Source organism: Cutibacterium sp. LaCa_255 (assembly GCF_057458005.1).
This window is the reverse complement of the sequence record NZ_CP190956.1, coordinates 1119915-1132208: the sequence shown is the minus strand read 5'-3', so window position 1 is coordinate 1132208 and position 12294 is coordinate 1119915. Positions and strand designations below refer to the sequence as shown.

The 12294-nt window shown below is 66.5% G+C and carries 9 protein-coding genes; 7 read left to right on the top strand and 2 right to left on the bottom strand.

The features are described 5' to 3' along the window. Positions 1-15 precede the first annotated feature (15 nt). The 4 genes from ACP8ML_RS05045 (at position 16) to ACP8ML_RS05030 (ending at position 5417) form a co-directional block, all read left to right on the top strand. Positions 16-615, top strand: coding sequence for an isochorismatase family protein (locus tag ACP8ML_RS05045; RefSeq protein WP_117189587.1), 600 nt, complete (start codon positions 16-18; stop codon positions 613-615). Between the two features lie 156 nt (positions 616-771). Next, positions 772-2097, top strand: a complete 1326-nt coding sequence (locus tag ACP8ML_RS05040) for a dicarboxylate/amino acid:cation symporter (RefSeq protein WP_486703049.1) — start codon at positions 772-774, stop codon at positions 2095-2097. A 423-nt stretch (positions 2098-2520) separates the two neighbouring features. Continuing rightward, positions 2521-3930: an APC family permease gene (locus ACP8ML_RS05035; RefSeq protein ID WP_117189585.1), complete on the top strand. Its 1410-nt coding sequence runs from the start codon at positions 2521-2523 to the stop codon at positions 3928-3930. Continuing rightward, positions 3927-5417 carry a serine hydrolase gene (locus ACP8ML_RS05030; RefSeq protein WP_117189584.1) on the top strand — a complete coding sequence of 497 codons (1491 nt, stop codon included), beginning with the start codon at positions 3927-3929 and terminating at the stop codon, positions 5415-5417. Before ACP8ML_RS05035 ends, ACP8ML_RS05030 begins: the two co-directional genes overlap by 4 nt. Before the next feature lie 83 nt (positions 5418-5500). On the opposite strand, the gene ACP8ML_RS05025 is transcribed toward ACP8ML_RS05030, so the two are convergent. Then, positions 5501-7162 carry a glycoside hydrolase family 13 protein gene (locus ACP8ML_RS05025; protein ID WP_117189583.1) on the bottom strand — a complete coding sequence of 554 codons (1662 nt, stop codon included), beginning with the start codon at positions 7160-7162 and terminating at the stop codon, positions 5501-5503. Between the two features lie 303 nt (positions 7163-7465). On the opposite strand from ACP8ML_RS05025, the gene ACP8ML_RS05020 reads away from it, so the two are divergent. From ACP8ML_RS05020 to ACP8ML_RS05010, 3 genes are read left to right on the top strand one after another with little or no spacing between them, the layout of a single operon-like run. Then, a complete protein-coding gene (locus tag ACP8ML_RS05020) occupies positions 7466-8806 on the top strand; it encodes an MFS transporter (protein ID WP_117189582.1) in 1341 nt (446 codons plus the stop codon). Continuing rightward, positions 8806-9468, top strand: a complete 663-nt coding sequence (locus tag ACP8ML_RS05015; RefSeq protein ID WP_117189581.1) for a TetR/AcrR family transcriptional regulator — start codon at positions 8806-8808, stop codon at positions 9466-9468. The genes ACP8ML_RS05020 and ACP8ML_RS05015 overlap by 1 nt, the downstream gene beginning before the upstream one ends. Before the next feature lie 6 nt (positions 9469-9474). Further along, positions 9475-11727, top strand: a complete 2253-nt coding sequence (locus ACP8ML_RS05010; RefSeq protein WP_486703048.1) for a glycoside hydrolase family 3 C-terminal domain-containing protein — start codon at positions 9475-9477, stop codon at positions 11725-11727. A gap of 102 nt (positions 11728-11829) precedes the next feature. Here ACP8ML_RS05010 and ACP8ML_RS05005 read toward each other — a convergent pair whose 3' ends face one another. Next, the gene (locus tag ACP8ML_RS05005) at positions 11830-12234 is read right to left on the bottom strand and encodes a DUF3052 domain-containing protein (protein ID WP_435916682.1); all 405 of its coding nucleotides are present in this window, start codon (positions 12232-12234) and stop codon (positions 11830-11832) included. Positions 12235-12294: the final 60 nt, after the last annotated feature.

Sequence of the window (12294 nt, the reverse complement as noted above, 5' to 3'; positions counted from 1 at the left end):
TGCAAGGATACGGACATGACATCCTCCAGTCCCGTCACCGGTTCCCGGTCGCGCCGTGCCCTCATCGTCGTCGACGTCCAGCCCACCTTCTGCGAGGGCGGGGCGCTGCCCGTCGAGGGCGGCAACGACTGCGCCCGCCGCATCGCCGCGTACCTGGGGACCAGCCGCGACCGATACGACATGGTGGTGACGACCCAGGACTGGCACATCGCCCCGGGCTCCCACTTCTCCCCCACCCCCGACTTCGTCGACACCTGGCCGCCGCACGGCGTCGCCGGTTCCGACGAGGCGCAGATCCACCCGCTGCTCGCTGACGTCCTGGTTGACGCCCGGGTGAGAAAGGGCCAGTACGCAGCCGCGTACTCGGGTTTCGAGGGGACCACGGAGGACGACGTCGGGCTGGAACAGCTCCTGCGGGACGCGGGGATAACGGCCGTCGACGTGGTCGGGCTGGCCCTGTCCCACTGCGTCAAGGACACCGCCCTGGACGCCGTGCGACTGGGCTTCGCCACCAGGTGCCTCACCGATCTCAGCGAGCCGGTCAGCCCCGAGCTGGGTGACGCGGCCGTCTCGGCGATGAGGCAGGCCGGTGTGGAGGTCACGACGAGCGCCTGATCCACCGGCGTCACGGTGACGGACCCCACGAGCCCTCAGTTCCCCATGTGAGCCAGCTGTCTCACATGACGGTCGTTTGATCGTTATGCCCCTATGTTGTCCCGAGACGGGTTCCGACTGCGCAAACCGACTCGTCCCCCGACGAAAGGCTCGTCCATGTCAAAGTTCCGATCAGTCCTGGCCCGGGGAGGAATCCTGCTCTGGGTGATCGTGGCAATTGTCCTGGCTCTCGTGCTGGGATCGATTCACGTCGGCGGTCGGCCGCTCATCCCGCGAAATCTGGGGCGCGTCTTCGCAACCTTCTCGGACCTGTTCAGCCAGTTCCTGACCTTCGCCATTCCTCTCATCATCATTGGCCTGGTGACGCCGGCGATCGCCGACCTGGGACGTGGAGCCGGCAAGTGGCTCGGCATCACCGCAGCCATCGCCTACACCTCGACAATCCTTTCCGGACTCATCACCTATGCAGCCTGTGCAGGAGTACTGCGCCCCCTGCTGGCGGGTTCAAGGCTGTCGACGGTGCACAAGCCCGGCAGCGCCCTGACGAGTTTCTTCACCATCAAGATCCCGGCACCGCTGGAGGTCATGACGGCGCTGATTCTGTCATTCATCTTGGGCATTGGTCTGTCCCTCATTCCGCGCGGCGTGCTGCGCAAGGGATTCATCGAGTTCCGCGCCATCATCACCCTGGTCATCGAGAAAATCATCGTTCCCCTGCTGCCCCTGCACATCTTCGGCATCTTCCTCAACCTCACCTACACCGGTGAGGCGTGGAGCGTCATGAGCACGCTGCTGCAGGTCGTCGTACTGGTGCTGGCGCTGGAGGTCGTCATCCTGGGCCTGCAGTACACCGTCGCGGGAGCCATTGCGCATCGCAACCCGCTCAAGGCGCTCGGGACGATGATGCCCGCCTATCTGGCCGCGCTGGGCACCTCCTCATCGGCGGCGACCATTCCGGTGACCCTCCGACAGGCCCGAAAGAACGGGGTGTCGGACACCGTCGCCTCCTTCACGGTGCCGCTGTGCGCGACGATTCACCTGGCTGGGTCGACCTCCAAGATCTTCTCCTTCGCCTTCGCCATCGTCCTCACCCAGGGACTGGATGCCTCCCCGGGACGCTGGATCGGGTTCATCTTCATGCTCGGCATCACCATGATTGCCGCCCCGGGGGTCCCGGGGGGAGCGATCATGGCCGCCACCGGTCTGCTCTCGTCGATGCTGGGCTTCAACGATGCCCAGGTCGGCCTCATGATCGCGACCTACATCGCCATGGACTCCTTCGGAACGGCCACCAACGTCACCGGCGACGGCGCCATCGCCCTCATCGTCGACCGGTTCGCCGCCTCGGGCCTGGGAGCCGAGGGAGACCCGCAGAACGTCAAGGAACTCTCCTTCGACGGCCTGCGCTACCTTGACGCCGTGTCGGTGGACGGGTTCGTCGATCCGGAGGAGTTGGAGGCCGCGCAGAACCCCGGGCAGTGACCCGTCACCGCTTCACGTGGTCTGGCGCCCGGGAACCGCGGCAACACCTCATACCCGCAACCGCGTCGCGTCGCAGGCTCTCCCCGGTCACTGCCATGTTCCGGCCGATTGCACGGGCGCGATCCGGAGGCCGACGTCGCTTGGGTAAGCCACCGACCCGATTTCCGACGCCTCGGGAGCCCACGACGTTCAAGTCGCCATTTACGAACATATTGTATGCATCGCCGCCCTTCGCGACGTTCCCACATCCAAACATGTGCCAGCAGCTCGCCCGGCCACCAGATGATCGATCGGCCCGACAGCCCCAGGATCCACGGCCTCAGCCACACCCGGCAGTCGCCGCCTTCATGGGTGTTGACTCTGCATACCCCTTGGATACACTTTGTCCAACTGCAGACATCATCTCAACGAGGAGCGTGTGCGATGGCAGTTGAGGTCGACCGCATGGAAGCGGAGCCAGAACCAGGGAGACTCCGTCTCAGTGACCTGACCGCGATCGGAATCGGACAGGCCGTCGGGTCGGGGCTGATCACACTGATCGGGCCGGCGATCCTTCTCACTGGACAGTCCGCATGGTTCACATACGTCCTGGCCGTGTTCTGGGGCTTCGCCATGATCTGCCCCATCCCCTTCATCACCTCCGCCCTGCGGATCCAGGGCGGCTTCTACTCCATTGTTGCGGGCATGGGCGGAAAGAAGCTTGCGGGAATGTATGCACTGGCATTCCTGCCACAGGTCATCAACGGATCCGTCTACGGTGTCGCCATGGGGATGTACGCACATTCGCTGTGGCCACAACTGAACTCCGTCGCCTTCGGCTCGGTCTTCGTCACCATCTTCTTCATCATCAATCTGTTCGGCATCAACGTCATGGCCAAGACACAGAAGGCGCTCGTCGTCATCCTCTTCTGCGCCCTCGCAATGTTTGGAATCGGCGGAGCCTTCAAGATCTCGAATCCGGTGTTCAACTTCTCCAACCCAGCCTTCTTCTCCGGGGGCGCGAAGGGCGTCTTCATGGCCATCATGCTGTTCGTCTACTCCACGAACGGGTACTCGTGCATCATGAATTACGGCCGAAACGCGCGGGACGCCCGTAGGGATGTGCCGCGTGCCATTTTCCTTTGCGTGCCCATCCTCGTCCTCGTCTACGGCGGGATTGCTATCGTCGCCACCGGCGTCCTTCCCCTGGAGCAGGTCGCGGGTCAGCCCCTCACCTACGTCGCCCAGCGCGTCCTCACCCCGAGCCTCTTCGTCCTGTTCATGATCGGTGGCCCGCTGCTGGAACTGTCCACGTCGGTGAACTCGACCCTGGCGAACAACTGGGTCCCCATCGCCCAGTCCTGCCGCGACGGCTGGCTGCCCAAGTCGTTGGCCTCCGAGAACCGGTTCGGTGTCCCGTGGAAGATTCTCACCTTCGCCTACGTCGTCGCCATCGTTCCGGTCCTCCTCGACTTCTCGATACAGCGGGTCGTCGCCTCACTCATGCTCGTCGTGTCCGGTGCGACATTTCTTCAGATCTTCGCCTACTACAGGCTGCCGAAGATTTACCCCCACTCGTGGGAGGAGGCTCACCTTCACGTGCCCAACTGGTGTTATTACTTGATCGTCACGACAAGCCTTGTCGCGTATGTCGCAGTCTTTCTCAATTCTGTCATCACCCTGCCTGTTCCCATGGTCCTGATCGGCGTTACTGCATTGATCATCTGCATGGTGTACGGGCTCGTCAGGAGTCGTTCCGAGGACGTTATTATCAGGGCGGCCCTCTGGGGTGACATCCGAGACGTGGAAGCAATCCATGAAGCAACCCTGAGCAATGAAGGGATGAATCGATGAAGCTCCGGAACATGGTGCAGGAGGACATCCTGCACGACATCGCCAACGGGACGCTGCGTCCGGGAGACTGGATCCCTGAGGAGGCCCTGGCATCGAAACTGGGAGTGAGCCGCACTCCGGTCCGCGAGGCCATCCGCGCCCTCGCATCCGTCGGCGTCCTGGAATCGGTCAGCAACCGTGGCACGCGCGTGGCCCCCGCTGCCGGGAAGGACGGTGGAGAGACCGAGACCGGCCAGCCACTCGCGCCGACGGACAACCCCACGGTCACCCTCTCCCTGACCATGGACCAGGCACGTGACCTGCTGCGTCCGTTGGCGGACGGCTCCCGTCCCACGGACTCCGAGGACTCACCGGAGTCGGCTCCGCGCAGGACCGCGTCACCCGCCCAAGGGGTCTGCGCACCCAGGTTCGTCGCCGTCAAGAACCTGTTCCAGGACTTCCTCGATGCCGACCCCGACTTCTCTGCACAGGTCGCCGTGTATCTGCACGGTTCCGAGGTGGTCAACCTGTGGGGCGGACCCCACTTGACGGATCGCTCGGTCACGGGCGTCTACTCGGTCTCCAAGGGCATTGCCGGGCTGGTGATCGGGCACCTGTACCAGGAGGGAATGTTCTCCTTCGACGACACGGTCTGCACGTACTGGCCGGAGTTCGCGGCGAAGGGCAAGGAACAGATCACCCTTCGCCAGCTCTTCACCCATCAGGCCGGAATCGTCGGCGTCGAACCGCCGTTCAGCGTCGACGAGTACGCCGACACCCGGAAGGCGGCCCAACGGCTCGCCGAGACCACCCCGTCCTGGGTTCCCGGCACTGCCTTCGGGTACCACCAGAGAACGGTGGGCATCGCCCTGGAGGAGCTGGTCCGCCGCTGGACCGGACAGGAACTGAGGGAGGTCTACGACTCCGTCCTGCGGGAGCCCTACGGCATCGACTTCTTCTTCGGCCTCCCCGCCTCACAGGAGGCGCGGTACGTCCCGCTCCAGCCAACTCCCAATCCTGCTCCGTCCGAGCCCTGTCACCGGGCCAGTTGGCGCGGCATCGCCAGCAATGTCGGTGGTGAGTCCCTCGCCTTCCCGACCAACGTCGAGAAGATCCGTGCCACCGGAATCTGCTCCAGCGGTGGGGTGGGATCGGCCAGCGGACTCGCCCGCGCGTACGCCTCGGCGATGGACGGCGTCGACGGGAAACCGGCTCTCCTCAGCGCGGAGACCATCACGACGATGTCCCGTCAGCAGGTCTGGGGCATCGACCGCGTCCTCGACATCATCTCGGGGTTCGGGATCATCTTCCAGAAGCCGGCCAACTGGCTTCCCTTCGGCGGCCAGTGGGCCTTCGGGCACGATGGCGCGGGGGGCGCGCTCGCCTTCGCCGATCCGGCAACCGGGCTCACGTTCGGCTACATTCCCTGTCCCAACGAGTCATCCTTCGGCGAGCGCCGCGTCATGCCGCTCGTCAGGCGCATGTACGAAGCCGTCGGCGCAATGTGAGAGCTCGATGGTGGTGTGCCCCGAACCTGCCGGGGCACACCACCAACACGAGAAACCCCAAGGGTGAGGGATGGCCGAGACCGTCACACTCTCAGCCACACCGTCGTCTCCCCCGGCACCTCGTCACCGACCGGTCCGGAGGAGACGACCACCTCCCCGGCCGGAGGCACGTACCCGTCCTCGCCGAAGTTCGACACCACCAACCACGGTCCACGCACCAGCGCCAGCACGTCCTCGCGGCCGGTCGCGACCCAATCGACCGGCTCCTCTCCGCACTCGGCGACCATCCGACGACGCTGCCGCAGCACGGCCCGGTAGAGGTTCAACGTCGAGTCGGGGTCCTTGTCCTGCACCGAGACGGCGTAGTGGCCGAACCACAACGGCTGGGGCAGGTGCGCTCCCCCGCTCCCGAAGCCGTACGACGGTCCGCTCGGCTCCCAGGGCAGCGGCACCCGGCAGCCGTCCCGACCCACCTCCTCATCACCGCGGCGGAAGAAGGTCGGGTCCTGACGCCGGTCCGCCGGGATCTCGGCAACCTCCTGCAGCCCGAGTTCCTCCCCCTGGTACAGGTACGCCGAGCCGGGCAGCGCGAGCACGAGCAGTGTCGCCGCCCTCGCCCTGCGCAGCCCTCGTGCCGCGTCGCACAGCACCGGGTCACCACCGGACTGCAGCCAGTCCCCGCCGTACTTGCCCACCGGGTCCCCCTTCGGCCCCAGCCCGGGGAAGACCGTCCCGTAGCGCGAGGCCGACCGAATGGTGTCGTGGTTGTTGAGCACCCATGTCGCCGAGGAGCCCGACATGCCAGCAACCTCGGAGCACTCCTCGATGACGCGGCGGAAGGTCGGTGCGTCGTACTCGGCGTCCAGCAGGTCGAAGAAGAACGACTGCCCGAGCGTCTCGGCACTCGCGTAGCGCGGGACGCACTGCGTGGGCACGGCCGCCTCGGCCACCGCCGCCCGCGGAGGGTCGTAGGAGTTGAACAACCGACGCCACTGCCGGTACACCTCGAACAGCTCGTCGCGGTCCTCCAGACGGTGGGGACCGGCCAGCGGTTCGGCGTCCAACTCGGCCTGGCTGGGCAGCGGTAGGCTCATGTCCTTGACCAGCAGCTTGGCGGCGTCCACCCGGAACCCGTCGACCCCGCGATCGGCCCAGAACCGGAGGATGTCGAGGAACCCCTCGCTCACCGACTCGTCGTCCCAGTTGAGATCCGGCTGTTCGGGGGCGAAGGTGTGCAGGTACCACTGGCCGTCCGGCACCCGTGTCCACGTCGACCCGCCGAAGATCGACCTCCAGTCGCTGGGAGGCAGGCTGCCGTCCGGCCCGAGTCCGTCGAGGAAGTGGTAGCGCCCGCGCGCCGCCGACCCGGGCGGGCTGGCGAGCGCCTCACGGAACCACGGATGCTGGTCGCTGGTGTGGTTGGGGACGATGTCAATGATGACCCTGATCCCCGCGGCGTGGAGGTCGTAGACAAGGGAGTCGAACTCCTCCAGGGTGCCGATCCTCGCATCGACGTCGCAGTGGTCGCTGATGTCGTATCCGCCGTCGGCGAGCCCGGACGGGTAGAACGGACTGATCCACACCGCGTCGACGCCCAGCTCCACCAGGTACCCGATGCGCGAGCGGATCCCGGCGAGGTCTCCGATGCCGTCGCCGTTCGCGTCGGCGAAACTGCGTGGATAGATCTGGTAGACGACGGCCTGGCGCCACCACTCGGCGTCCGACACACAATGCTCGCCACCCATCAGGAGCACTCCCCTCCCTCGACGTCCGATGCAGCCTACCGACGCCCCGCCGCCTCCACCACCACCGCACCCGATCCCACTGGTTCCCACATCTGATCCTCCTCCCGATCAGCCCGGAAACCTGCCCCGGAGGCACCTGGCGCATCCCGTCCCAGCTGCCCTCTGCGCACCTCCCGCCGGCCAACGGAACCCCGCCAGACCCGCTGATGAGGCGCCCCACAAGCCTATTTGCAAAATAGAGGCTATTAACTAATAGTGATGTCAGAGAGGCGATGAAGCCACCACTGACGAAGGAGTCACACGATGACACAAGCGATGGATCCTCAGGCGTTCCCGCCCGACCCGACCATCGATGACACCGGCAGCCCCAACCTCATCGGCCCGAAGCTGCCCATCCCCCACCTCGGGATCAAGCCCGACGGCCTACGACCCTGGTGGTTCGTGGGCTCGGCCTTCCTCGGCCAGTTCGGACTGTTCACCGCGCTGCTCGCCCCGGTCATGGTGAGCATGCAACTCAAGGTCACCACCCTCACCTCCGACCCCGTCCAGCAGGCCTCCATGATGGGAAAGATCCTGCCCTGGGGAGCTCTCGCCGCACTCATCTTCAACGTCCTCGGCGGACGCCTCTCGGACCGCACCACGAGCCGCTGGGGACGCCGTCGTCCCTGGATCATCGGAGGCAGCCTCGGCCTGCTGCTGTCCCTGCTCATCGTTGCCGCGGGCACCAACACCGTCGTCCTGGCGATCGGATGGTTCCTCGGCCAGTCCTGCGCCAACGTCGGATTCGCCGCCTACACCGCCTCCCTCTCCGACCAGCTCGGTGAGGACCAGTACGGCAAGACCTCCGGTCTGGTCGGCGTCGCCCAGAACGTCGGCATCATGGTCGCGACCTGGATGGGCTCCTGGTTCACCAACAACATGCTGCTGCTCTTCCTCGTCCCCAGCCTGGTCGGCCTGGTCGGGATGACCGTCTACGCCCTGACCCTGCCGGAACCGGTCCTCAAGGAGAACAAGTACCCCTTCAACTGGAAGGAGTTCTTCGGCTCCTTCTGGACCAACCCGGTGCGCTACCCCGACTTCGGTCTGGCATGGATCGGCCGGTTCATGATCATCCTGGCCTCCTACCTCTTCATCACCTTCCGCCTGCTCTACATGACCCGCCATCTCGGACTGGCCAAGGGCCCCGCCACCGCAGCCGTCGCCACCGGTGTGACGATCTACACGGTCGTCTCGATGGTGGCCGGTCTGGCCGCCGGGTGGCTGTCCGACCGCACCGGACGGCGCAAGTTCCTCGTCGCCATCTCGATCGTGCTCTTCGCCCTCGGCACCTACCTGCTCATCCACGCCAACTCGGTGGCCTTCTTCTACGTCTGCGAGGCCGTCATGGGCCTGGCCTACGGCGCCTACATCTCCGTCGACCTCGCCCTCATCTTCGACGTGCTGCCCGACCGCATCAACAACGGCAAGGACCTCGGAGTCATGAACATGGCCAACGCCCTGCCCCAGTCCCTGGCCCCGGCACTGGGCAGCTGGCTGCTCGCCACCGTCGGCCACGGGACCAATTTCGTGCCCCTGCTCGGCGCTGCAGCCGTCGTCGCTCTCATCGGCGCGGTCGCAACGATGTTCATAAAATCGGTGAAGTGATGACTCCCGCAGCCAACCAGACGACACGCCGTCGCCCCGGGCGGCCCCGGGGTTCGGACTCCGCCGACGTGCGCCGACGCATCATCGCCGCCGGCACCGAACTCATCGGCAAGCAGGGGTTCGAGGCGACACCCATGACCCAGATAGCCGAGGCAGCGGGCCTGTCCCCCACCGGACTGGCCCACCACTTCCCCAGCAAGCGAGCCCTGCTCGGCGCGATCCTCGAGTACCGCGACGAGATGGACACCTTCCCCGACGCCGAGAACCCCGGGTCGCCGTGGGCCTGCCTGGACGAGCTGGTCGTGCTGGCCGGCATCAACTCCGGACGACGCAATCTGGTCCGTCTCTTCTCCACCCTCACCGCGGAGGCCGTCGACACCAAACACCCCGGCCACGCCTGGATGCTGCACCACTACGACCGCATCCTCACCTCGGTGACCACCCGCCTCGAGCGCGAGCGACAGGCCGGGAGGATCCACCCCGACACCCCCTGCAACCACATCGCCCACCGGTTCACCGCCCTTATGGACGGCTACCAGGTGCAGTGGCTGCTCGATCCCGGGTTCGACATGGCCGAGGCTCTCGCCCGCGACCTCGCGGAGACGAAGCGAGCCTGGTCGCTGCCGACCCCCGAACCCCTCAACAACACCACCAAGGAGTGATCATCAATGTCCATCACCATCGACCAGATCCCCGACCTCGTCTCCCAGCTCACCCTCGAGGAGAAGGCCTCGCTGTGCTCCGGGGGTGACGCCTGGCACCTGCAGTCCATCGAACGCCTGGGCATCGACGGCTACATGGTCACCGACGGCCCCCACGGCCTGCGGAAGGTCAACTCGGCCGGCATCATCGACCTGTACAACTCCGTGCCCGCCACCTGCTTCCCCACCGCCGCCGGACTCGCCTCGACCTGGGACACCGAGCTCGTCGGTGAGGTCGGCGTAGCCCTCGGTGAGGAGACCCGTTCGGAGTCGGTGGCCATGTTGCTGGGCCCCGGCATCAACATGAAGCGCTCCCCGCTGTGCGGGCGCAACTTCGAGTACTTCGCCGAGGACCCGGTCGTCGCCGGCGAGCTGGCCTCCGCCCTGGTGCGCGGCATCCAGTCCCAGGGCGTCGGCACCTCCCTCAAGCACTTCGCGGCCAACAACCAGGAGACCGACCGGCTGCGCGTCTCCGCCGAGGTCGACGAGCGCACCCTGCGCGAGATCTACCTGCCCGCCTTCGAGAAGGTCGTCAAGACCGCCAAGCCGTGGACGATCATGTGCTCCTACAACGCCATCAACGGCACCTACTCCAGCCAGAACCACTGGCTGCTCACCGAGGTGCTGCGCGACGAGTGGGGATACGACGGCCTGGTCGTCTCCGACTGGGGAGCCGTCGTCGACCGCGTCAAGGGAGTGCTGGCCGGTCTGGACCTGGAGATGCCCGGCGACGCCCCGCGCAACGACGCGAGGATCGCCGAGGCGGTGCGCTCCGGGGAGCTCGACGAGTCCGTTCTCGACACCACCGTCACCCGCGTCCTCACCCTGCTCGCCAAGGCCGGACCGGCCATGGACAACCCCGGCAGCTACGACGTCGACGCCCACCACGCCCTGGCCCGCCGGGCCGCCGCCGGCGCGGCCGTCCTGCTCAAGAACGACGACCAGGTGCTGCCGCTGACCAGCGGGGAGCAGGTCGCCGTCATCGGCAAGTTCGCCCGCACCCCTCGCTACCAGGGTGCCGGGTCCTCGAAGGTCAATCCGACCCGGCTGGACACCGCTCTGGACTCCCTGCGCGAGGCGTGGGGGGCCGACCTGCCCTTCGCCCCCGGCTTCAACCTGGCCGGGGACGCCGACCCCGACCTCGTCGCCGAGGCCGTCGAGGCTGCCCGTGGCCGCACTGCCGTGCTCTTCCTCGGGCTGCCCGACATCGCCGAGTCGGAGGGCTACGACCGCACCCACACCAACATGCCCGCCAACCAGATCGAGCTGCTGCGCGCCGTCCGTGAGGTCGCGGCCCACACCGTCGTCGTGCTGTCCAACGGCTCCTCGATCGGCGTGGCCGAGTGGGACGACCAGGCCGACGCCATCCTCGAGTGCTGGCTGGGAGGCCAGGCCAGCGGCTCCGGGGTCGCCGACGTCCTCACCGGGGCCGTCAACCCGTCGGGCCACCTGGCCGAGACGATTGCCCTCAGGCTGTCCGACGTCCCGGCCCAGCTCAACTTCCCCGGCGAGCTGCAGCACGTCCACTACGGCGAGGGCCGCTACATCGGGTACCGCGGGCTCGACGCCACCGAGCGAGAGGTCGCGTACCCCTTCGGCCACGGCCTGAGCTACACCACCTTCGAGTACTCGACCCTCGGCGTGGAGGCCCGCCCGATCAGCGAGTCCACCAACCAGGACGACCCCGTCGTCACCCTGACCTTCACCGTCACCAACACCGGTGATCGTGCCGGGGCCGCCGTCCCGCAGGTCTACGTCGGCTTCCCCGACTCGACCGTGGACCGCTGCGTGCGCGAACTGCGTGCCTTCCGCCGCATCGAGCTGGCGCCCGGACAGTCGGAGCAGGTGAGCATCGAACTGACCCGCCGCGACCTGTCGTACTGGGACGTCATCCTGCACGACTGGGCCGTCGAGCCCGGCCGCGTGGTCGTTGAGGTCGGCGCCTCCAGCCGCGACCTGCCGCTGAACGCCAAGGTCGACATCGAGGCGCCCAGGGTCCTGCACCCGCTGCGCCGCGACTCGACGGTCGCGGAGTGGATGGAGCAGGACGAGGAGTTCGCCGCCAAGGTCCGATCCGCCGCCAAGAAGGTCGGCTTCAGTGCCGACATGGAGGATGACCCGACGACCGCGTCCTTCTTGCTGACGATGCCCGTCTACAAGGTGCTTCAGCTCGCACCGGTGATGAGCCCCGAGGAACTCGACGAGATGCTCGGTGAGTGAACGGTGATGAGGGCCCCGGGGCCCTCATCATGCCTGGGGTGTGGATCCGCGACGGAACGACCGAGGCCCGTCACGGAGCCGCGTCCGCCGTGAGGTGGATTGCTAGCGGCGTCCGCCGCGGGGCCGCACCACCTTGTGGGCCTGCCAGTCCTCGCCGGCGTCATAACTGGTCGTCAGCACCATGCCAGCGGTGTCGACACCGTCGGAAAGATCTGCCGGATCGATGGTGCCAGGACGTCCCACCTTCGGGGTGACGAGCACGATGAAACCGTCGTCGGAGAGGTCGCGCATGGCGTCCACCAGTCCATCGGCCACATCCCCGTCTTCGGCACGCAACCACAACCAGACGATGTCGACGGCATCGATCGAATCCTCGATCATGTCGCCGTCGATGATGTCCATGACCTCCTGACGGAGGTCCTCGTCAACGTCATCGTCCCAACCGAGCTCCTGGACCACCTGCCCGGCCTCGAGACCGAGCTTGTCCAAATCGGTGCCGCTTCCCACGAATCCTCAGCTTCCTCACGTATGTGCGTCTGGCGCGAAAGACGCCTTGGAACAAGCGTG